Source organism: Paenibacillus caseinilyticus, assembly GCF_027533645.1.
Taxonomy (GTDB): domain Bacteria; phylum Bacillota; class Bacilli; order Paenibacillales; family NBRC-103111; genus Paenibacillus_G; species Paenibacillus_G caseinilyticus.
The window spans coordinates 210093-233052 of record NZ_JAQAGY010000005.1 but is presented as its reverse complement, the minus strand read 5'-3'; the positions used below and the strand labels follow the sequence as shown (position 1 = coordinate 233052).

Here is a 22960-nt window from a genome sequence, read left to right as displayed (position 1 = left end):
CGCGCCTCTCTACCGCTGCGCCTTCTTCATAAGGCGCCTTATTCTGTTCGGACATTGTCGTCGCCTCCTCCCTCTCCAGGGGACGCTTCCCGGTCCGGGCGTGCCGGGCCGCCCCGTTTGCTCAGTCGCTGGCGGCGGTCGTCACGGTTCATCCACTCCCACGGTTTCTCCTCTCCCGTCCGGTCCGTTCCTTCTCCCTCCGCCGCCTGATCGAGCGCCACTTTCTTGTTGCCGACCAAGGCTGCAATCGCGGTCAGCGCGTTGACGGCATCGCCCCACTCCCGGGAGGTGGCCTCGATGATCACCTGCTCGACCGGCGCCGATTCGACCTGCTCCATATACGCTTCGATGGCATCCGTCTCGATCATCGATTTGGTCAACAGCCACTGGGTCTGCCCCATCAATTCCCCCAACTGGTAAATGGAAACCTCTTCCTGACTGTATTCCACTTCCGTCTCTTCCTGCCGGATCGGATCGACCACCGGCTCATACGTCTCCAGGTAATGTACCGCTTCATGAACGGCCTCCGGCGAGAGGGGGGCGGCAAACTTAACGGGGATCCACAATCCGTCTGCCGCTTCCCCCTCGTACTGATCCTGCTCCATGAAGCTCAGAAGCTGATGGGCATTCGGAATATCCGAATCCAGCGGAGGATCGTACATCCGCAGGATGAACTCCCTTACCTTCTCGGGATGAATGGTGGAGGAGAGCACGGTTTGCTGCATCATCGTAAACTTGAGATACTTGTTGATCATCCCGATGCTGAGGTTCGTCCCCTCGGCCAGCACGGCCGTCCCTTGCTGCATCAGACTGCTTAGGACCAGACTGTCCTCGAGGGTACGGAACTGGCGGAACCGCTCCTTCAGCTTCACTTCAAGCTCTTGCATGAGCCCATGGATCGTCTCCAGCTGAGGCAGGGCGTTGCGGTCGGCAAGCATCTCCAGCTCCCTCTCGTTCATGAGCTGTATGGCATTCTCCACGTTGCGGATCATGCTGGCGATCTTGTTGCCGCCCGATATGCCGTTGTCGTCATAGGCTTCGCTGAGCTCCGCGTCCCGCCTCGCCTGGAACAGCGAGCGTCCAATATCGTCATGCATGTAATAGGCCAGCGAGTCATTAGCCAGCCGCAGGAGCGCATCCATCATCCGTTTGCCGACATCCCGCATCTTCAGCTGCCTCGTTTGTTTGGAGATCCAGTTGTATTTGACAAGTACCCCGATGATTTGCTCCACTTTCTTCTTGCTCGGCGGCTCCGGATCGGTATAACGGTTGCGGTACCGGTAATACAGCGTATCCGCATTCTCGATCGGATCGTCGAGTCCGAGCGCCTCTTCATTCATCAATTGAATGATTCGTAAGAACCGCAGAATCTCGGACGGGGTCTGGAACGCATGCTGCGAGCCCAGATCGCTCAGCACCCCGGATAAATAAGCAATGTCCCTCATGGATTGAAGCATCTCCGGCGAGAACTCGCTGCTCTGGAATATCGATATTAATGGTTGATCCACTGTCTCCAATCCTCTGCCTCCCCTGCGGCCTGCTCCTGCTCCAGCCGGGTCCCTTCCTGAAGAAGAGCCAACATGTACTGCTGATATTCCGTCTCTGACCCGATGACCCTGTGATCGTGGCCGATCCACTTCAGCTTGGGCGGATGCGCGGCATCCACCGCGGCGGCTTCAGCCAGTTCGCCGGCGATCAGCCTCCCATCCTCATCATAATCGGTCCAGAGCATCACCTGCCGGATCGTGCTGCTGGCGATCAATTGGCGGATGAACCGGCGGTGGGAGCTTCTCAGGTGGCCGTCCACACATACGACCAGAGAGCCGGTATCCCGCAAAAAATCACGTTCGGCCGACAACCGCGTCAAGATCCCGCGATTCTCTACCAGCCAAAGCGTCGCCGCCTCCGTCCGGTACTGGTCTTGGGCAATGGACAGGTCCGTCAACGCATGAACGGGGCCGGCCCGATAGCCGGACCACTGCCCGTCCAGATGGCCTGCAAAAAAGAGAGGCGTAATCTTCCCCGGACTAATCAGGCCGCAGACCGCTGCCGACTGTCCGCTCCATGCCTCGAGAACGCCGATAAATTCATCCCGGCCGGCATCGAACGCCTTGGAGCCTCCAATGCCGCCATAATACTGCGCCCCGATCTCTTTCCAATCGAACACCTCTTGACGACTGGAGATCCGAAGATAAGCCAGCACAAAATCCAAACAGTGGATCCTCCTCTCCGTGTTCCAATTCGAAGGAAACAGGGCCGATTCCGCAAGCTCTTCTACAGTCCAATGGATGCTCGCAGATACATAGCTGCGGAGCGGGGATAGCAGGACTGCACGTTCTGCATTGAGGTAAGCCAAGCTTCCGAGCACCGTCCGGGCATCCGTGCGGTAGCGCTCCAACCGACTGATGCGCTCCTGCCGTTCTTGGTCCGTCTGCTTCTGCAGATATTCAAACAAACGGTAGCCCATCCGGTAATGAACCCGGTCGATCGTTCTGCCGTCCCGCTTGAAGCGCATCTCCTTCATGATCCAGCCTCTGCTTAACCACTCGAAGGCCAGCGCTTCATCCTCTATGACTGCCCGCTTGCCCGGAGTCCACTTCAGCAATGGCATATCGGGGATGGGACCCTCTTCCGGCGGAGGCGCATCCAGCGATAGCGTCAGCATGCCCGCCTTCCGCAAGGTGCGTGCGGTCCGCTTCATGATGGCCACGTCCACAACAGGCGTTGTCATCTGGGTATTTTGCGCATCCAATTGTTCGCTGCTGTGCAGGATATACTCCGCTATATATTGATAGACGCGATCCATGGCATCCCCCGAACCTTTCGTGTATTCTTACCGGCATTTCCTGCGGGGTATAACAAAAAAACAGGCCAGTTATGGTGGTATCTTACCATAACTGGCCTGCTTCGTGTCACGCTAACCGAAGGGGTGCGTCTTACCGAAGCGCAGGACTACCCCTTGTTCTTCAACGGACTGCAAGCTGTTCAAGCAAACTTTAACAGCGCTTTTTCGGCATCATGCCTGTGTACTAACTGTGAACTCTCTATGTGTATAGCCGCGCGCGGTTCCTCCATGACGCTGCCGTAGCGGATGGAGTCCCGGTGACTTTTCCTAATTTTACACATACTTACATATACCAACGGCGAAAGCGCTCCTCCCGCACACCAAAGGCTTGTGCATAGGCAGCCCTACCCTTACATTCCCAAGGGTCCATCTCCGCCCCGCTCTTTACTCCAAGAACCATTTAACCGATGGTAAATAAGTACACAACTGTTCCGTTATTCTACACCCTACTTACCCTTGCTATTCATTCTTTACATCCGGAAAGGAGGTACATACGTCTAACGCTTTTACTTGCAGCACACAGGGAATGGTTGTACCCATAGATGATGTCACCAGGGGAGATGCGTATGAAGAATTATTCCATTAAGCTTCGGCATTTGCTGCCGATATTATTCGCCGTGTTTATCGTCATTCCGCTGCTTGCGCTCGGTACGATCTCATATACCGTCTCGAGCTCGACCATCGAGAATAAGCTGAAGGGCTCCTTGGAGCAGTCGCTTCAGGCGAGCCAGTCTTCGTTCCAACAGACGTTCCAGACGATGGAGAGTACCTTGAACACCATCGCTTCGAACCGCTTATTCCTTAACGCGGCGGGCGATGACACGGGCAACCGGGACATCTCGTTCCTGCTCGACTCCACGGCCCGGTACAACTCGAAGATTAACAACATGTATTTCGTGCCAATGACAGGCGCCGGTATCTCTGTACTGAAGCCGGAGACACTCGAGTCGAACCCGCAGCAGCTGGACTGGTTCCAACAGGCCGCGGACAGCAAGACGCGCATCATCTGGCTCGACCCGCACAAGAGCTCCTTCACCGGAGATAACGTGCTGTCGGCACTCAAGGAAGTGCGGAACCAAGAAGACCAAGTGGTCGGTATCATCGGCCTGGACATGGAAGTCTATCAGGTGTCCGAGGCGACGTTCGATATCAAGATCGGCTCCACCGGCTACCTGATGATCGTCGACCGCGACGGCCTCATTCTGAGCCACCCGGACTTCAGCCGCCTCGGCGAGAAGATCCAGGATGCGTCCCTGCTGGAACGCTTCAACCAGAACGAGACCGACGAGCTCACTTACAAGAACGAGGCGGGAGAATCCTTCCTCTATAAGTATGCCACTTTCTCCAAGATGAAATGGAAATTCGTCGGCGTCATCCCGGACGCGGAGCTCAAGGAAGACAGCCATCAGATGCTGCTCCTCACCGTAGGCGTCATCGTGGTCTGCGTCCTGATCGGCATGGTCATCGCCTACCTCGTCTCCCGGATGATCAGCCGTCCGATCGAAGAGCAGATGAATCTGCTGTCCCGCTTAGAGCAGGGAGACCTCACGGTCCGCAGCACCCGGACGAGCACGATCACCGAGATCGCCAATCTGTCGGCCAGCTTCAACCGTATGGTCGAGCGCTTCGCCGACCTGCTGACGAAGTCCAAAGCTACCGCGGGCATCGTCAAGTCCTCTTCGAAGGACCTCGCGATGCAGTCCGATACGACGAAGCAGATCGTCGATCAAGTCGTGACGGCGATCGGGGAGATCGTCCACGGCACGGGCGCGCAGGCGGAAGAGACGGCCGAAGGCCTGGAGCTGGCCCGCACGCTGGCGCAAGAGATCGAGGTCGTCGATCAATCCTGCGGCACGCTCATCGAGTCGTCCAACCGCGTGGAAGAGCTCTGCGCCGAAGGCCAGGGAGCCGTCACCGGGCTTAAGGACAAGTCGAAGGAGAGCAGCCGGATCATCGCCGAGGTGACGACCGCGATTCACGACCTCTCCGCAAGGATTCAGGAGATTCACTCCTTTATCGGCTCGATCACGGATATCTCGCGGCAGACCAACCTGCTCGCGCTCAACGCTTCGATCGAAGCGGCACGCGCCGGGGAGCATGGACGCGGATTCTCCGTCGTCGCCCAGGAAGTGCGCAAGCTCGCGGAGCAATCGGCCGCGGCGGCACACAGCATCACCGGCATTACGGCAAGCGTAGGCGAACAGGCCGCGAGTACGGTCGAGAAGACCGAGGAAGCCCTCCGCATGTTCCGTCTGCAGGATGAGATGGTTGAAGTGACCAGCGAATCGTTCCGCAACATCAATACCTCTCTGGTCACGACGGTGTCGCAAGTCGAGGCGCTGAGCCAGGCGGTCCAGACGATGTCCTCTTCCAAGGAGAAGATCCTGGCAGCCTACGAGAGCATCTCCGCCGTCACCGAGCAGACCGCCGCTTCTTCCGAACAAGTCGCCCACTCCACAGCCGAGGAGCAGGTGATTATCGAGCGAATCAACGAATCGATCCTGCGCCTCGGGCAATTGGCCGATGAGCTGACCGCTTCGATCGACGTGTTCACATTTACATCAGGGACAAAGAAGGAGGAGAACTAACCCATGAATCCATTCACAATGCGGCTGGCCTCCTTGGCTGTCACCGCCGCCCTGCTGTCCGGCTGCGCCGCGCAGCAGGAGACCGCTGGCCAGCGTTCCGCCAACCAGCAGCTCGTGGTCGGCTTCGGCTATGAGCCGGTGAATCTCGACCCGGCCCTCTTCCCGACGGCCGAGGAAGCGACGCTCGGCATCACCTTCTTCGAAGGACTGCTGCGGGTCGGCAAAGACGGCAAGCCGGAAGCCGGCGCCGCCGACCGGTGGGAGATCTCGACAGACGGTACCGTCTATACGTTCCATATGCGCGAGAACGCCAAGTGGAGCGACGGCAAGCCCGTGACGGCCAAGGACTTCGAATACGCCTGGATGCGCGTGCTCGATCCGGCGGTCGAGTCGCCGTCGGCCTCGATGCTCGGGCCGATCAAGAACGCGCTCGCTTACCATGAAGGCAAAGCGGATAAGGCGTCGGTCGGCATCAAGGCGCTGAGTGACAGCGAACTGCAGGTCACGCTCGAGAAGCCGACATCCTACTTCCTAGGCCTTCTGGCGACCTTCACGTTCGCGCCGGTACGATCCGATATCGTAGAGAAAGTCCCGTCCACCTGGTCGACGAAATCGCAGCTGCTCATCTCGAACGGCGCCTTCCACGTCAAGCAGTGGCAGCACAAGTTCGAGATCGTGGCCGAACCCAACGCGTATTACTGGGACCGCCAGGAAGTGAAGTTGTCCCGCCTGACCTTCAAGCTCGATGGAACCTCCACGGGACAATGGGCGGACTTCGGAGACGGCGCCATCGATCTCGGCTCCGCGCTTCCCAAAGATCTGAACGTCAAAGAAGAGGTGCAGAAGGGCACGATCACATCGAGCCCCTATCTCGGCTCCGGCTTCATGATGTTCAATACGACACACAAGCCGTTCGACGACCCGCGTGTGCGTAAAGCGCTCGGCCTCGTGATCGACAAGCAGGCGCTCGCCGCGCTGGATCAGAGCGGCCAGACCCCGGCAGGCGGCTTCGTACCGCCGGGCATGCCGGATGCGGCCGATCAGGGCGACTTCCGCGCGATCGGCGGCGACCTGCAGCCCGTGCAGCGCCAGGAGCAGCATATCGCCGAAGCGAAGAAGCTCCTCGCGGAGGCGGGGTATCCCGGCGGCCAAGGCCTGCCGGAGGTATCCTACCTGGGCGCACGGGAGTTCGCGGCTGAAGTTGCCAAGGATTTCTCACTCCTTGGCGTCCAGCTGAAGTACACCGATGACACGTCGGCTATCTTCTGGAACCGCGTGGACCAAGGCGACTACGACCTGCTCGAGTACGCCTGGATTGCAGATTACAGCGATCCGATCAACTTCCTGGAAGTGCCGGCCAACTCGCCATTCTTCAATATCGGCCCGGCCTATACGCAGAAGCTGCAGGAATCGGCGACGATCCTGGATCCGGCCAAGCGCTTCCAGACGCTCCATGACGCGGAGAAGCTCCTGCTGGACTCCTATGGCATCATCGCCACCTTGAACAGCAAGGACAATTACTACCGCCAGCCTTATGTCAAAGATTACATCCGCACCGTCCGCTCCGAGCCAATCTACCGCTATGTGTCGATCGACGAGGCACAGAAGCAGCAGCTGCAGGCCAAGCAGAAGTAACCCGAACAGACCGTGCCCCTATCCTGGGGTACGGTCTGCTGCGGTTTGTCTTGTCTTTGTCACCCGGCCGCTCCTGACCTGACTCCCCCAACAACTCAAAAAGGCCCGCCTTTTCCCATCGGCGGAACCGCGTGTACACCGATTGCCATCCTTATATTGATAGTTTGAAAACACACTCTAGTAGAGCAAGGAAAACCTTTACTAAAACTTTGTTAAAAAATGACACTAGAGGTATTTACCCCATTAATTGGTTATAGTAACCTTTCTATAGCAACAGGGTGTATCCCTAACACGTATCTTGTTTTTTCCCAGACGTATTTGCAAGCTGCAGGAGCAGACGCTTCCAGACGGCTTGCAGCATGAAAGGAGGTGAGACCTATGAATCGCGGTAAACGCAGTATTATGGCAATGATTGCTCTTCTTATGTTCCTTAGCTTCTCTTCCTCCGTATTTGCTGAATCCTATTATATAGGGGCATATTATACTACCACTTCTTCGACAGCTATAAATTGTCGTAGTACAATATCCGTCACAGAGACATACTATCGGGATGGAACATATTTCCATTATTCCGGTACACTTTCTCTAGATCGGCAAGTAAACAATGTTCTTGATCTTAGTCCAAGGAGGATAAAATTAGTAAATGGCTGCTATTATGCAGGATGGGTATCTAATTAGGAGAGTCTGCGCTCGCCCAGCATCACCATCACACCTTACATAGAGCTGTGAAGCATGTTCGTTATTTGCATAACAGGCTGGTCGCGGCAGCCCTTCGACATCTCCTTAATAAATCTGAACTCATCTAGGGCTAAGTAAAATGGGTTACCATTTTTTGCTCCAAACCATTGCGTCCTTTGGCTCTAGGGAATTTCTCCAGAGTAGGATTTGAACTTTTGTCCCTCATTAGAATATTAATGTCTATTATAAAGGGCACTTCAAAGCTTAACAGTACATGGGAACAGAAAAATAGCCGAGAAAGAGATTATCTTAGCTTGGCTATTTTTCCTGTTCCCTTCGTGCCTTCCTGGCCCAATACCAGCGTAGCTGACATAGGCCGCAAAGTAGGACAGGGAAATGTTTCTGAAAGAGCCAGAATCGGAACTTTACTCCTTAGCCAGGCTTCTGCAGTTATGGAACAGAGCGCCCTGCTATATTACCTCAGTTCCTATTCCATTAACAAGAAGGGAACTTCTACGAAAATCAACCTTAGATATTACCATTTACTCACATCTACTTTGCGGGTGGTGTCAGCTACGCTGGTACTCCCCCCCTATCCCACCGCTGCTGCATCAGAGTCAACATCGCTGCCTTGCCTTATCAGAAGCTGGTCGCACTCACCGCACTTAATCTTTACATCAGGCTTGGTTGAGCGCACTTTAAGCGAGCAGCCCGGGCATATCCACCGGCCCGCTGCACCACCAATGGAGAATAGGAAGCGGACGATGCTCACAGGCCGCCAACGTCAAAAACCGCTCCATCCAAAGGAACGGAGCGGTCATCACGGCACATGCCTTCAGCCTGTTCGGCCGGTCTTTTGTCCCCTCCGGGACCGCAAGTGCGCTGCCGCGGGCGGGGAGGCTCATGGAACCGGGCCCGTCTTCCAGCCCGTCAGATCACTTCCAGCTCTGCGATCCGCCCCTGCACATGCCGGATCAGAAGCAGCCGGCCGTCCCTCAGCTCCAGCTCTACGAGCCGGGTGGTATCTTGCACCCCGCCGCCCATGAACTGCACGGTCACGCACGTCGGCTCCCCGCAGTCGCAGGCGGCCGTCACCTCCAGCCCGTCGATCTGGGATAGATACTCGCTGCGGAGCGGACCCGGCTCCATATGCTGGAGGCCGAACTGCAGCCAGTACGCTTCTTCATGGGATAACCGGCGGGCGCCGCGCGGCTCATAACGGGTTGTATCGGCATAGACGAGTCTGGACATGGATCGATCCCTCCGAACGGATAATATGGTTCGTAACTTGCTGTTACTTACCTTATCGTCCGGCGGGCCCGATATGTGAAGATGATCTTGTGAGAGCACAGCATCATCCCTTTGGCAGCCACGCCGAGGAGCAGATAGATCGGGAAGGAATAATAGGATTTCCATATGACAGGCTCGTAAATATCCAAGAAGGCGAACACCCACTCCGCCACGAAGGAGGCCCCGAGCGCCAGAACGGCAAGGGCGCATACGTAAGGCTTCCAGCCCGGGAACCACTGATAGATGAGCATGAAGCAGATGGGAATGAGCGTCAGATCAGCCGTCAGCAGCCGATTATACAGCGGGAAGAGCTTGTAATGGTACGTCCAGAAGCCAAGCTCCGTACCTGTCGCATCCATCAGGGAGGCGGCGCATGCGATGAAGAGTCCAAGAAAACCGATCTCGAACAACCGCCCTTTATCCACCAACCGCCACCAAACGGCCCAGGAAATCAGGAACAATAGGAGCAAAAACCACCACTGGAGAGTCAGCACCTCCTGCTCCACCCAATGGGAGTATCGCATTCTTGTTATCTGCTGCTGGAGGGCATCCATTTGCCTGTGCAGTTCTTCATCCTTCATTGCCCGGTATCACCCTGTCTCTATTGTAGCCTAGTACCTTTGTGTCCAACAGGGAGAAGGTTTAAACCCGGCGGCGGAGACGGACAACTTACCCGCGGATCGGCGCACCATAGAATCGGCAGGCATTCTCATAGAGCATCCGCCCGGCTTCCCGCTCCTGCACGCCTTGGATCTCCGCGATCTTGGCCACCGCCTCCTGGATCATGACGGGGTGGGTCATCCGGCCTTCGAAGGGACCCGCGAAAGGCCACGGCCCGTCGGTCTCCGTCAGGAGGCGGGAGGGCGTAACGCCGGCGGCCATGGCCTGGGTCTTCGCCTTGTAGACGATATCCGGCGTCACGGAGACATAGCAGCCAAGACGCATCATCCGCCGCAGCGTGTCCCCACTGCCCTTGAACCAGTGAAAATGGGCCCGGTGCACGCCATGCCGCTCCAGCAGATCGAGCGCGATATCCGCATCTTCATATACCGCATGCAGCACGATCGGCTTGTCCAGCTCGGCAGCCAGCGCTATGAACCGGTCGAGGAGACGGATATACCCGTCCATCGCCCAAGCTTCGCCGCGCGCCTCTGCCGCCTGGCGCAGATAATAAGGCAGGCCCACCTCGCCGACCGCCGCCATGTCGCTGCGGTGGGCGCGGATCCAGGCGAACAGCTGCTCTTCTTCGGCGGCATGGGGCAGCGGCTGCTCCGGGTGATACCCGAAGGCGCAGAGAATGCGCCCCGGCGGATAACAGCGCGCAAGCCGCAGCACTTCCCCGCAGGAAGCGAGATTCATCGAGACGGCGACCAAAGTCTGCACCCCGCTGTCCGCCAGCGAAGCCAGCAGCGCCTCCCGCTCCGGCTCCCGGTACGCATCCAAGTGAATATGCGTGTCCATGACCGGGTAGTCCGGTTCCACGTCCGTATACATCGCGGTCAGCTCCTTATTCTAGGGGAAGCCTCCCCTGTCCAATAAATCCCCGCACCGGGGGACGCCCCTACAGTGCGGCCAGGCGCACGGCCGCCGGCTTGTACCCCGCTTCCGCCCCCAGCGCATAATAGGTACGGGCCTTGTCCTTATCCCCGCTCGTCTCGTAGAATACGCCGAGGTTATAGGCCGGCAGGAAGCTGCCTGCCCCGCGCACACTGTCGTAACGGCTCGTCTCCCCGAGCGCAAGGCAGGCGAGGAAGGACTGCTCGATGTACCCGAAGTACCCGATATAGCGCTCGATGTCGCTGAACACAAGCTCTCTCATCAGGTGGCCGCACGCCAGGTGAAAGTCAGGGTAATCCGCCAGATGGTCCTGCTCCCGCTCTATAAGGTCCAGTCCTGTCTCGAAGTTCTTATAGGCGATCACGTTATATAGATAATCCACGATAACCAGCGGATAGTAAGCTTCTTCTCTCTTCAGGTGCGCATAGCATGCCGTATAATGCTTGTCCGCCTCCGCATAGTTCCCCGCCATCCGGTACTCCTTGGCGAGCTGGAACAGGAAATAAGCGTCCTCCGGCTGCTCCTTCACTGCTTCTTGCAGCAGCTTCAAGTTCCGGTCGGATTTGTTCCTGCGGAAATAGCCGTCATGATAGACCTCGATGGGCGTGTTGACCGCCGGCAGGTCGGTGATGACCTGCTCATGAATGATCCCCTGGTAATAAGCCCCTCTCGGGAACAAGCGGGAGATGAACACCTGGGACTCCATCACTTCGCCGTTCTGCTCGAACTTGTCGATCCGCTTGATCCGCCCGACAGCCCGGCCCGCCGCGATGAACTCCCGGACCTGCGCTCTGCAGTCGTTCAGAATGTACTCATCGGCATCCAGCACGAGGTTCCAATCCCCGGTGGACTGCCGCAGCGCGTAATTGCGGGCATCCGAGAAGTCATGCTTCCACTCGTAATCGAACACCCTTGCGCCGAACGAGAGGGCGATCGCTTTCGTCTCATCGGTCGAGCCCGTATCCACAATAACGATCTCATCGACAAGATCCTTGGCGCTGTGCAAGCAGCGGGCCAGGTCCTGCGCCTCGTTCTTCACAATCATGGTCAGCGATAGTTGCACCATAAGGCCACCCCTTCTTCCTGCTTCCCCCATTATAACCAAAATGCGCCCAGTCAAGTAAGGCACGGGGCAGCTCGGGTTTCCGGACGGCGTGAGGAACCCTCGCAAGCTCTGTCTGCGCATGGCGTCCGAAGCGCCGGTCTTCGGCATCATGAAGCAGGCCAAAGAGCAGTTCCCCCTAAACCGGAGAACTGCTCTCTTCGTGCCCTTGCCGCCGATCACAGTCCCAATAAAGGTCCGCGGCGTCGCTTCCCCGCTTCCTCTGCAGGCCTCCCCAGGCAGGCGGCGACCGTCTGCAGTGATAGGCCGCAGGATGGCCGGCTCGTTGCAGCCGTCCTCAGCTTCGGCGGCAGACCGCGCGGCGGCAACAATTTGGCGCAGCCATCTCCAGGAGGAAGCTGCTTCAGAGCCACCGTCTTGGCGGGTCACAGCGGGCCGGGGCCTGTCGAGGGGTCCGAGGAGCAGACAGCAAGGCAGGAAGCCGGTACGCCGTCCGCCAGCCACACCTCATGGCCGGCGCTGTAGAAGATCACGCCGAGCTCTTCCGCCTTCCGCGTATCTACAGTGAGGATCACGAGCTCCCCGCGCCGGCTTCCGGCCAGCGATGCGAACCCAGTTCCCTCGGACAAGTGCACATACTGCCGGTTCATCGGACGGATGCCTTCAGCGAGAATGGCCCCAGCCGCCCCGCGGTTCGTGCCGTGGTACAAGGTGTGCGGCGGCACGCCCGGCTCGTACTGCACCCGGTCATGGCTGTGCCCGTATCTCGCGCGGATCCGGCCGTCCCGGAGCTCGAAGCGCTGCTTCTCCGACTGCCGCACTACGGCGGCGATGTCGTCTTCCGTCACCCACGCCCAGGATCGCTGGGCGCGGACCGCTCGCAGCAGCTCCTCCACCGTACACGACCCATCGGCCCCCTCGAGCTTCAGCCCGAATTCCGCAGGCGTATGCCGCAGCATTTTGGTCATGAATTTGCTTAACTTTCGTTCGGACGCCGGTGTCAGCATTCCCATACCTTCTTTCTCTCTGTCCGTCAGGCCGTCCAGCTGTTTTCTTACTATTATATCCAAGGCTCCGCTCCGTGCGAGGGAAAGAATGGGTATAGCAATAGGCTCCCTGTGCCTCCCCCAGGATTACCCCTATCGACAAGCAGCAGTATCAGCGCTCCAGCCTAACTCCCCCTACCCGCTACATAAAGAAGATCCAAGCCCGGCGCCTCCTGCACCTGAGCCTGAATCCCCTCCCTGTCTATTCTCCCCACACTTCCCGCAGCGCTCCGCGGAATAAGGCGTCCAGCCCGGGATCCTTGGCGGCGCTTCCTGCCGGCTGCAGGACGGCTGCCTGCTCGAAGTAGGCGATCCGCTCCTCCAGGTACGCATGGATCGGCCCGACTTTCGGCTCGTAATCCAGCTCGTCGCCAGCTTTCTTGCGGGCCAGCAGCGTCTGAACGGCAGCGTACAGTTCTCCCTGCCGGGGGATCAGCCCCTCCACCAGCACATCGAACTCCATCGGCGCCATCGTGCCGAACTTCTCGATCCAGCTGCAGGCGAGCAGCGGACGAAGCACGTAGAAGTACTTTTTGATCTTCACCTGCTCCCCCTGCAGATACTCGCGGAAGTTGCCCTTCGCCATGTTGAGGTAGTGGTACATGCAGGACTTCGGCGAGAAGGTCAGCGGCGAGATGCGGCGGATCTGTTCGACGACCGTGTACCTCTCGAGGTACGGCATCGGCGACTGCAGCCACTCGAGCAGGGGCGGGTTCGACTTGCGGAACAACCGCAGCGCCTTGCGCAGGTCCCAGCCGCTCAGGTCGAGACGGTCCGAGATCGGGCGCTCGATGACATCCCTTCCTTCGTCGATGGAGAGGTACCAGTCCATAGGGCGCAGGTACAGGAAGCGCACGTCATAGTCGCTGTCCCGCGAGGGGAAGCCCCAAGCCCGGCTGCCCGACTCGCAGGCGTACAGGATGCGCACGTTCTTCTCTTCTTCGATGCGGTGAAGCTCCTTCATGATCTCTTGCTGTATGTCGGTCATGCTGCTCAGCCTCCTTGGCTCCCGGCCATCCTTGGGCCCATCCGTTGTATATTATTCCCATTCCATGGCTGCCACACGTTCCGCCATGGATCCGTATCCCTGCGAAGCTTGCGCAATGTAAGACAGTACGGTATCGCTCCAGCCGTAGATATAGAAGGTGCGCGGGTCGTCCGGCGGTACCATGGCCTGCCGGTACGGCGCGATATCCACGATGAACGCCTGGACCTCCGGGTTCACCTCCGTCCGGTATGCCTGCAGGTCGCGGTAGAACGGGCTGCCGCTGTTCTGCTGTTCATCCGTGATGATGATAATCCGGTCCACGCGCTGCTTCTCCCGGATCAGCCTGCGCACGGGCGCTCCCGTATCGGTCCCCCCGCGGCTGTGGATCCTCTCCGCCTGCCCCAGGATGCTGTCGTACCGGGAAGGCTTCGGGTCGACCACCTCGGTGTCGAACAGCCAGAACAGCGAGCTGCCCTGCGTCTTCTTATACAGGGCCAGCGCGAAGACCGAGCCTGTCCGAAGATAATCCCCGTCCATCGAGCCCGAGATGTCGAGGAACACCGCGGTACGGCCGGGCAGCTCCGGCAGCGAGCCGAAGGTGAGATCGACTGCGGCCCGCAGGGCATCCCGCAGCTCGGGATGATCGACCTGACGGAAGGCAGCAGCGAAACGGAACGGCAGGATGCGCGACTTCTCGAGCGCTTCGCGGTCGGTCAGCCGGCTTGCGGCGTACCGCAGGTGTTCGGCGGAGTCGAAGACGCCGGCACGGTCCAGCGCGTTCAGATGGCGCAGCAGCGCGAACTGCGGCATCTGGTACAGCAGCGCCTCCCAGACGGAGCGCGTAGGCCGGATCGCGCCGGTGACCGTCTCATACGGCAGCCGCCCTTCGCCGATCCAGTGGAGCTGCTCCGCCTCGGAGCCCGCCCGCTTCAGCTCCTCCAGCGCAGCAACCTGGGGCAGCAGCGACAGGTCCGCCTCCTTGCCGCGTAAGTAGCGGAACAGCGAGCGCTGCTTCTCGTCCGCGGGCTTCGGGTGGGCGGTCGCAATGGCGTCGCCGAGGCTGTAACCCCGTCCGCGTCCGTTGTACTTCAGCGCCCAGTATTCAGTTATGCCGGAGAGGAACCGGTTCACCTGCCGCTTCACGGCGCGCCCGCCCTGTCCCCGGCCCAGCCCCCGCAGGATCGTAAGGAAGTCCGCAAGGTCCGACGGGATGCGGACGACGCCCGGGAATGCCTGGGCGAACAAGTCCGGGCGGATGCCCGAGAGCACGGCCAGCCCGTACAGGGGCTGCAGGCGCATGAAGCCTTCGGTGCGGGCAAAGACCAGCGCCCGGGCCATGAACTGCGGATGGTGCTGCGCCATCTGAAGATGCATCCGCTGCGCCTCTTCCAGCAGGTCGCTGCCATCGGCATAGAAGGTGTTGCCCAGTGTATTGGTCAGCAGCGTCTGCAGATACTGCTCCTCCGGAGAGCGCGCATAAGCGGCATAGCCTTCGTGATTATATGATTGCGGCCGGGTACGGCCGAAGAGTTTGCGTGCATGGCTCATTGGTATAGCCTCCTTAAGTAAGGCCGGCGAGGAAGGATGGGGAAGGAGCTGCAGGAGTCGAACCTGCTGCCGGACCCAGGGTCCGGCCGGCCATCGTCAGATCGAAGGAACCCTCCCCGGCGCCTCGCCGGATGATGTGATGCGTGGCAGTCCGAAGTCTCGGAATGAAGAAGCGAGGAAGATGGCGAAAAGGTTGCGGCGCGCTCATCACAGGTGTGCAGCTGCGCGCCTTTCATTTTCAATTGGAGGTCGAAGGAACCCTTTCGGGCGCCTCGCTTCACGCCATGACGGCAGATTGCCACTGTGTCTATGTACGGATGGTCGGTCTTCGAGGAAAAGTTCGGAAAGGTGGCTCTGCTCTACCAACTGAGCTATCCCGCCTCTGGCAGGAGCCGGACTCGAACCGGCGACAAGAAGTAACCCTGCCTGCGCCTCGGAGATCCCCGTGAGCCCAAGCGGCAGGCCGCCCGTCTCACACCCTTATCATCGCTTATCCGCGCTCCCATGAACATGGCGAAAGTATTACGAAGGAGCTTCTCCGCCAATTATTTTGCGGTAGGCACCCATCCCCGGCTCCTGCTACAATAGGTGAACAAGAATTAACCGAACGGAGGCGGTACGCCATGGCACGTGAAAGCTTCGACAAAGAAATCCAATTCCTCCGCATGCTGGTGCTGACCAGCGGCGCCTATGACCGGCAGCAGTATGCCCGGCGGCTCGGGATCTCCGTGCACACCTTCGACAAGACGATCCGGCGGCTGAAGGACGTGCTCAGCACCGTGCACCGCCAGCTGCCCGGCGAGGAGGGCCGGGAGTTCGCGGACATGCTCCGGTACCATTATTACGAATCGGCCGACCCGCTGCTCCTGTTCCTCTACCGGGCGAAGTCCCTGAAGGAATCCGAGAGCCGCCGTCTCGCACTGCTGCTGTCCTCGCTTCAAGTGAGGCCGCAGACCGCACTCGAGCTGCTCGACACGTGCTGTACAGCAATGCCTGCAGACGCTGCCCTTCCCGATGAGAAGACGATCCGCACCGACCTGAAGTATCTCGAAGAGGTCGGCGTCATCCGGCGGGAGCCCGGCCCCCGGCCTTACCGCTACCGGCTGCACAATGATATCCTGACGGAGCTATCCTTCGGTGAGCTGTGCGATCTGTACGACTATGTGGATATCATGGCGAACACCCAGGTTCCGTCCGTCCAAGGATACCTGCTGCGCGACAGCCTCAAGCGGGCGCTGAAGTCCCATGAGAGCGGCAAGCCAGGTCTCCCCGGGTCATCACGCCCGGACTGGGAAGCCCTGCTGACCGAGCCCTTCTGCTACAAGTATCATTACCACTCCCGCATCCTGGACGAGGCACACCTGTACACGCTGCTGCATGCCATCCGCCAGCGCCGGAAGGTCCGGTTCCTGTATTTCTCCCCGAAATCCGGCAGCCACTATGCTTCGCGCAACACCAATCCGCTCTTCGAACGCGAAACGGCGGGCGCGGCCGAAACCGCGCATCCCCTCCAGGTCGTATACGACCACCAATATGGCCGCTGGTATCTGCTGGCCTCCCACCCCAGGCAGGGCATCCGCAAGTACCGCGTAGAGGGGATTACGCAGATTGAGGTGGAGGAAGAAGTCCCGGAGGATGTGCACCTCGAACGCCAGCAGAGGCTGAAGGAGAAGCTCAGCCGAAGCTGGGTACTCGATACGTCTCCCCCGGTAACGGTCCGGGCGAGATTCTACCGCCCCGGGGGCGGACAGCCGGATTGGATCCGGGAGCGCGTGGAGCTGCAGGGACAGTGGGGCGCGATTCAGGAGGAGGACGAGGCGTCCTTCGTCTACGAAATCGAGGTGAGCGGCACCACGGAGATCAAGCCGTGGCTCCGCAGCTTCGGTTCGAGCTGCGAGGTACTCGCACCGCGGCAGCTGCGCCAGGAGATGATCGCCGAATGGAAGGAGATCGAAGATTACTACCATGAATCCGTTTGAGAAAATATTCAGCTACGCCATCGTATCCCATCTCGACGAAACGGCCACCTTCACGTCCACCTCGCATGAGCGGGCTTGGCTGAAGCGGATGCTGGAGCATCCCGCTGCCTCGGATGCCCTTCTGCCGGAGACGCTCCGTACGCTGCGGGAATGGCTCGCGAGCACAGAAACGCCGGACTTCACAAGCGGGGGTGGCTTCCTCGAGAAAGCCCGCCATGCCGAGCGCCGGCTCTACCACCCTCTGCTCCGCCCGCTTCGCCGGCTGATCTTATCGGGCTCCGGCATGCGCCTGACGATCCGGACGCGGAGCGGCTCATTGTACGGCGGCCAGCCCGGCCTCCCGTACAAGCTGGAGTATTCCATGGTCCGCAAGGAGTGGTATCTGCTCTGGTACCATCTGGCAGAGCGGACTCTGCTTACGACCAAGCTGGAGACCATTCTGGAAGTGCACGAAGAGCCCATCGGGGAAACAGAAGCGGCTGCCGCTCTCGGGCATGCGGCGGACATTCTGGCTTCTCGGCGGGAGCAGGCACTGATTGAAGTGCTGCCCTTCTACCGCAAGGAGCTGTCGCGCATCCTGTATGCCTTCTCCTGCTTCGATAAGGAAGTCGCTTATGACGAAGCTCAGGATGTATACCGCATCCGGCTCACTTATCACAGCGATGAAGCGGAGTATGTTCTCTCGAAGCTGCGCTTTCTCGGGAAGCGGGTCCGGGTAGCGGAGGGCCCCCGCCTGCAGGAGCGGATGCGGGAATCGGCACGTCTCGCGCTCGCACGGTACGGGAGGGAATAAGGAAGGGGAAGGCGATCATCACCGGCCCGCTGGCTTCCTGCGAGATCCCGACTTGAATACGCAGTCGCAAGATAAACGGCTTCGCCGTCCTTTAAGGACGAGGCGCGTTTATTAGATATGTAAGATGACAGGATCGATCCCTAGCGAGATATAAATTCTTAGATATCCAAAAAGCCGCCCTTGGCGGGCGCGGTGCAAAGCGGTTACGCTCTGCACTGCGCTCCCAAGAGCGGCTCTTTTCAGCAATTCGGCATGCTCTGTTCCTGTCTAGCATGCGCTCTTCCTGTCCCTACTTTTACCGCGATACATTAATCGTCGCCGTGCTGCCGCTGATGCTCACTGTAGCGTAGTCCTCCGCCTCGACGGTCGGCGTCTGCGTCACGCCATCCACGTTCACGTTCTTGAACTGGGCATAGTTCTTGCCCGTCACCGTCTCGGAACCCGCGATCGTCGCAAGCATCTTCCACTTGCTCACGCTCGATACGTTCGTCCCCGCTACTTCCACTACGCTTGTCAGGTACGTATCCGTCTGGGAGGTGCAGGCCATATCGGGGCACTCCGCCGTGCCGCTGACGGACAGGCGGGTATTGCCGTTCACGTTGCGGTAGGTCGTCAGATTGAGGTCCACGCCGCCCTTGTACCCGTTCTTGTACTGCACTTTATCGTAGCCCGATTGGAACGAGCCGTTCGATTTCACGCCGTTGTAGAAGCTGAGCATCGGGGTCCATTTCACATAGCCGTAGCTGTTGCTGTACTGCAGCCCCATATCGGCTTCCACCGGATAGCTCGTCGACGTGCCGTCGTACTTGCGGCCCGTCCCGCTGAAGCCTCCGTAGATGTACGTCGCTCCCGATGGCGCGCCCGTCAGCTGTGCCGCCGTCGCTGTCCGCACGGTCGCGTTGAAGTAGGACCCGTTCTTGGTCACGACGGCTTTGCCGCCGATCCCGTCCGGCAGATTGACCGCTGCCGCTGCTACCGCCCCTTTGGCACGGGCTTCGCTGGCTGCAGCAGGCGCCTCCGACTCATACACATATACTTTTTCGGCCTCATCGACGCCGTTCTTCTCGTACAAATAGTGCGTGTTCCCTTCAATCAGCAGATAGTTCACCGCCGACTTGGAAGCCGTATCTGCCGATGCCGCCGAACGCTCGGTCTTGGCGGCCGCCGCTCTCTTCTGAAGGCCCTCTTCGCCGGCTGCACGGGCTTTCGCAACCACCTCGTTCACCTTGGCTCCGCTGCTGTTCTGGGTGAGCGGAATGACTTGGACCTCCTGCGGCGCTCCCGCCGGTTCAGCTGCCATAAGGGATACAGGGAATGAGGCTACAACCGATGCGGCTACCGTCAATACTGCGAGTTTTTTCTTCATAAATTCACACGCTCCTTCGGGATATGGAGTTAGGACAACCAACCTCATGCCCCAGTATACCGGAGGCGGGGAAGAAACATTAGGAGACAGCGATGACCCCTTCTGGTAATTTGATGACATCTCCTGTCGGTTCGCTCCGAATCCCCCCGCTTCGTGCCGGAGCTCTATACCTTCATACTCCCCGGCGTCGTCCCCCAGTACTTCCGGAAGACCTTGGTAAAATAACTCACGTCCCGGTACCCTGCTGCGAGCGCGGCATCATAGACCTTCGCCCCTTCGAGAAGCGCTGCCTTCGCGCGTTCCATCTTCCGCTCCAGCACATAGGCGGAGAACGGCTGGCCGGTCTCTTGTTTGAACAGGCGGCTCAGGTAGGAGGCATTGACGTACAGACGGTCCGCGAGCATATGCAGCGTAAGATCCTGATCCAGCTCCCGCTCCACCACCTCCAGCATCGACTTGATCGTCTCATGGCTGACGAGGCTCCCCTGCTGGTCCGCATAAGCGATGATCTTCTCCACGGTACCCGTCAGCCAGGAATGAATATGCTCCGCGGTCGTCAGCAGGTGGATATTCTGGAAGTACGGATAGTGCTCCCCCGTAACCTCCTTGAGCAGCCAGCCCTGCCGCCGGATGCTGCGGATGAGCAGCGAACCGAGGTAGAGCACCTGCTCTTGGACTTCGTCGGGATGGGTGAGGCCGGCAATGCCTGACGCCCATAAGGCATCGAGCGCCTCCTTCGCCCTCGCTCCGTCGCCGGTCTGCAGAGCGGTCTCCAGCGCATGCTCGAAGGACGGTTCCAGGGGCGGAACCGAGAGGGACGGCTCCTCCGCTTCCTTGTACGGGATGGCGATGCCGCCGCCATACATCTTGCGCCTGAGCAGTGCCGTACGGGCCTGTTCGTAGAGCTCGTATACCGCCTCAGCCTCTCCGGTCTTCCCGCTGATGCCTGCGCTGACCGTGATGCCGAAGGAGCGGCCCGCCAGCGACAGCATCCGCTCCACGGCCGTATGAATCCGCAGCAGGCTCTCTTGCTCGCCTTGCCCGGCGGGCAGCGCGAACAGAAGCACCGCAGCTGCCGGCAGATCCGGACAGACCCAGCAGGTGCCGCCTCCAGGCTGCTCTTCCGCGATGCGCCGAAGCATGTACTGGAGCATGGAGGCCTCCTTCACCAGGGGACCGTCTCCGCTCTCCGCCCCCTCGTCCCGGTCGATCACGGCGACCGCGTACCGGCTCTCCGGCCGAAGCTCCAGCCCCAGCTCGCTGCCGCGCCGCAGGATCTCCTCCCGCCGGTATTGGCCCGTCAGCCAGTACAAGAGGAACCGGTTCTGCAGCTGGGGCAGATGCTGCTGCCACTTGTACTCGAGCATCGCCTGCTCATGCCGCTCGTCCCGCTCCTGCCGGAGCTGCTCTGCCGCACCCGTGACCGCCTGCAGAATCTCCCGGTCCCCTGCCGGCTTCAGCAAATACTGATATACGCCCAGCTCTACGGCCGTCTGCGCATAGGCGAAGCTGTCGTGCCCGCTCAAGATGACCATCCCCATCCGGGGCACAGCCTCCCTCACCCGCCGGGCAAGGGTCAGCCCGTCCATATCCGGCATCTGGATATCGAGGAGCATAAGATCCGGGCACTTCCTCCCGATGGTCTCCAGCGCCTCCCCGCCGCCGGACACGGCCGCTATGACATCGATGCCGTGCTCCTCCCAGGGAATGCCATGGGCCAGGCTGTTCCTCAGCCGATGTTCGTCTTCTACGATTAATAGATTCACCGGATCCGCTCCTCTTCGCTTCACATCTCTCGCCTACGCCGGTCCGCTCCTGCCGCCTTCCAAGGGAAAGTGCAGCGTGACGGTTGTCCCCTCGCCCTCGCCGCTTTCGATCAGAAGGCCAGACGCCTCTCCGTAGTACATCCGGACCCGTGACAGCACGTTGCGCAGCCCGTACAGATCCTGCACCCCTTCGTCGACTCCTCCAAGCGGCAATCCCGTCCGGCCCTTCCCCAGCTCGCCAAGCTCCCTCTGGATGTAAGCCAGCCTCCCGGCCCCGATCCCCGCCCCATTGTCGCTAACGCTCAAGACGAGCTGTCCGTCCTCCAGCCTGCTGCGGACTTCAAGCCGCCCGCCATCCCCTCTCTTCTCCAGCCCGTGCTGGATCGCATTCTCCACGAGAGGCTGCAGCAGCAGCTTCATCACCGGGAGGGCCTTCGTCTCCTCCTGCAGTTCATAAGTGACACGGAAGCTGTCCAGGTAGCGGATCTGCTGCACCCTTACGTAATAATCGAGATGGGCGACGGTTTCCCCCAGCGTGAATGTGTCTTTCCCTTTATGAAGGCTGAGACGGAAGAACCGGGACAAGTTCAGCACCATCTCGCTGATCTCCTCGGCGTCGTAATTTTTGGCTGTCCAGTAGATCGAATCGAGCGTATTGTACAGAAAATGCGGGTTGATCTGGGATTGAAGAAATCTCATCTCGGTCCGGCTGAGCTTAAGCTGCTGCTCATAATAATCCTCGATCAGGTGCTTCTGCTCCGCAGCCATCCGGTTGTAGAGATCCATCACCATCCCGAATTCGTCCTCCCGTCCATGACGGAGCCGGAGATCGTAGTTGCCTCCGCTGAGCTCCTTCATTCCGTGAGACAGCTTCTGAAGCGGCGAGGCGATGCGCGTATAGATGCCCCAAGAGATCAATACGGCAAGCAGCGTGGAGATGACGATAATGAGGTAGGTGAAATTGCGAATCTGCCGGGTCGCCCTGTAGAGCTCCTCCTCCGGCTGCTGCAGCAGCAATGACCAACCGTATACAGAGGAGACCGCACTGGCTTCAATCATGCGCCCCGATCCTGCGGATAACGGCCCCGATCCGGTACCGGCCGCTATCGCGCCGTTCTTGTCCCGCAGCTCGATCGAGGAGCTCGCGGACGGCAGGATCTGCTTCATGACTTGAAGCAGCCGGCCGGGGTTCAGGGTGACGATGAGCAGATTCGGCTTCCGTTCGTTGTTATAGGGGTCGACCGCCCTCACCAGGGAGATGCCCTCAGCGCCGGTCAACCCGCTGAACGTGCCGCCGCCTGCCGTAGGCTCGTCCCGGCCTACGAAGCGGACCTCCTTGCCTGCAGCGGCCGCAAGCCCGTTCAGCCAGGAGCGTTCGGCGTCATCCCCGATCCGCCTCGTCCCCGATCTGGTCGAGAGGATCGTCGCGGAGTCGGCGTGATACACGGAGACCGCCGATACCGTCCGGGAGATCGAAGTCACGTTCCAGAGCCTGCCGATCAGCTCCGTGAACCTGTAGACCGTAGCGGGGGAGAGCTGCGGTCCTGCCTGCTTCAGGATCAGGATCAACTGCTCGTCGGTGGCCATCATCCGGGACAATTCTTCGGCATTCTGCAGGAGCGAATCGATGGAGTCGGCCACCGAGCGGAGACTGCTTTGGGTCCACAGCAGGCTCTCTTCGAACACGATCTCGCCCGAGCGGTCGGTGGCATACAAGGAGACGGCGACCAGTGGCAGCAGCACGACCAGAAAATAACTCGTAAGCCGGATCTGCGTGCTGCGAGCATAACGGGAGTAGAGCCATCGAAGCATCTTCAT

General features: G+C 59.6%; 16 protein-coding genes. 4 read left to right on the top strand and 12 right to left on the bottom strand.

Annotation, left to right across the window (positions count from 1 at the left end):
- Positions 1–38 precede the first annotated feature (38 nt).
- On the bottom strand, positions 39–1517 hold the full coding sequence (locus O9H32_RS10200) for a hypothetical protein (RefSeq protein ID WP_269865938.1): 1479 nt from the start codon (positions 1515–1517) through the stop codon (positions 39–41).
- Entirely contained in the window at positions 1493–2806 is a 1314-nt protein-coding gene (locus O9H32_RS10195) for a toprim domain-containing protein (protein ID WP_269865937.1), read from the bottom strand. Before O9H32_RS10195 ends, O9H32_RS10200 begins: the two co-directional genes overlap by 25 nt.
- Before the next feature lie 605 nt (positions 2807–3411).
- On the opposite strand from O9H32_RS10195, the gene O9H32_RS10190 reads away from it, so the two are divergent.
- A complete protein-coding gene (locus O9H32_RS10190; protein ID WP_269865936.1) occupies positions 3412–5433 on the top strand; it encodes a methyl-accepting chemotaxis protein in 2022 nt (673 codons plus the stop codon).
- A gap of 3 nt (positions 5434–5436) precedes the next feature.
- The gene (locus tag O9H32_RS10185) at positions 5437–7068 is read left to right on the top strand and encodes a peptide ABC transporter substrate-binding protein (RefSeq protein WP_269865935.1); all 1632 of its coding nucleotides are present in this window, start codon (positions 5437–5439) and stop codon (positions 7066–7068) included.
- 1608 nt (positions 7069–8676) lie between these two features.
- Here O9H32_RS10185 and O9H32_RS10180 read toward each other — a convergent pair.
- The 7 genes from O9H32_RS10180 to O9H32_RS10150 all read right to left on the bottom strand — a co-directional run bounded on the left by O9H32_RS10180 (position 8677) and on the right by O9H32_RS10150 (position 15238).
- Entirely contained in the window at positions 8677–8997 is a 321-nt protein-coding gene (locus O9H32_RS10180) for a hypothetical protein (protein WP_269865934.1), read from the bottom strand.
- Between the two features lie 47 nt (positions 8998–9044).
- Complete coding sequence (locus tag O9H32_RS10175; RefSeq protein WP_269865933.1) at positions 9045–9560, bottom strand: CBO0543 family protein; 516 nt, start codon at positions 9558–9560, stop codon at positions 9045–9047.
- Positions 9561–9705: 145 nt separating this feature from the next.
- Positions 9706–10530 (bottom strand): TatD family hydrolase, encoded by an 825-nt coding sequence (locus tag O9H32_RS10170; RefSeq protein WP_269865931.1) that lies wholly within the window; start codon positions 10528–10530, stop codon positions 9706–9708.
- A 67-nt stretch (positions 10531–10597) separates the two neighbouring features.
- The gene (locus O9H32_RS10165) at positions 10598–11659 is read right to left on the bottom strand and encodes a tetratricopeptide repeat-containing glycosyltransferase family 2 protein (RefSeq protein WP_269865930.1); all 1062 of its coding nucleotides are present in this window, start codon (positions 11657–11659) and stop codon (positions 10598–10600) included.
- 422 nt (positions 11660–12081) lie between these two features.
- Entirely contained in the window at positions 12082–12663 is a 582-nt protein-coding gene (locus O9H32_RS10160) for an RNA 2'-phosphotransferase (protein WP_269865929.1), read from the bottom strand.
- Between the two features lie 241 nt (positions 12664–12904).
- Positions 12905–13690: a nucleotidyltransferase domain-containing protein gene (locus O9H32_RS10155; protein WP_269865928.1), complete on the bottom strand. Its 786-nt coding sequence runs from the start codon at positions 13688–13690 to the stop codon at positions 12905–12907.
- A gap of 51 nt (positions 13691–13741) precedes the next feature.
- The gene (locus O9H32_RS10150; protein WP_269865927.1) at positions 13742–15238 is read right to left on the bottom strand and encodes a TROVE domain-containing protein; all 1497 of its coding nucleotides are present in this window, start codon (positions 15236–15238) and stop codon (positions 13742–13744) included.
- A 623-nt stretch (positions 15239–15861) separates the two neighbouring features.
- On the opposite strand from O9H32_RS10150, the gene O9H32_RS10145 reads away from it, so the two are divergent.
- Both O9H32_RS10145 and O9H32_RS10140 read left to right on the top strand, forming a co-directional pair.
- The gene (locus O9H32_RS10145) at positions 15862–17217 is read left to right on the top strand and encodes a helix-turn-helix transcriptional regulator (RefSeq protein ID WP_269865926.1); all 1356 of its coding nucleotides are present in this window, start codon (positions 15862–15864) and stop codon (positions 17215–17217) included.
- Positions 17204–18010: a WYL domain-containing protein gene (locus tag O9H32_RS10140; RefSeq protein ID WP_269865925.1), complete on the top strand. Its 807-nt coding sequence runs from the start codon at positions 17204–17206 to the stop codon at positions 18008–18010. The genes O9H32_RS10145 and O9H32_RS10140 overlap by 14 nt, the downstream gene beginning before the upstream one ends.
- A 295-nt stretch (positions 18011–18305) precedes the next feature.
- On the opposite strand, the gene O9H32_RS10135 is transcribed toward O9H32_RS10140, so the two are convergent.
- From O9H32_RS10135 to O9H32_RS10125, 3 genes are all read right to left on the bottom strand, one after another.
- Positions 18306–19376, bottom strand: a complete 1071-nt coding sequence (locus O9H32_RS10135; RefSeq protein ID WP_269865924.1) for a YrpD family protein — start codon at positions 19374–19376, stop codon at positions 18306–18308.
- 164 nt (positions 19377–19540) lie between these two features.
- Positions 19541–21142 carry a response regulator gene (locus tag O9H32_RS10130; protein ID WP_269865923.1) on the bottom strand — a complete coding sequence of 534 codons (1602 nt, stop codon included), beginning with the start codon at positions 21140–21142 and terminating at the stop codon, positions 19541–19543.
- Positions 21143–21175: 33 nt separating this feature from the next.
- Positions 21176–22960, bottom strand: a complete 1785-nt coding sequence (locus O9H32_RS10125; RefSeq protein ID WP_269865921.1) for a sensor histidine kinase — start codon at positions 22958–22960, stop codon at positions 21176–21178.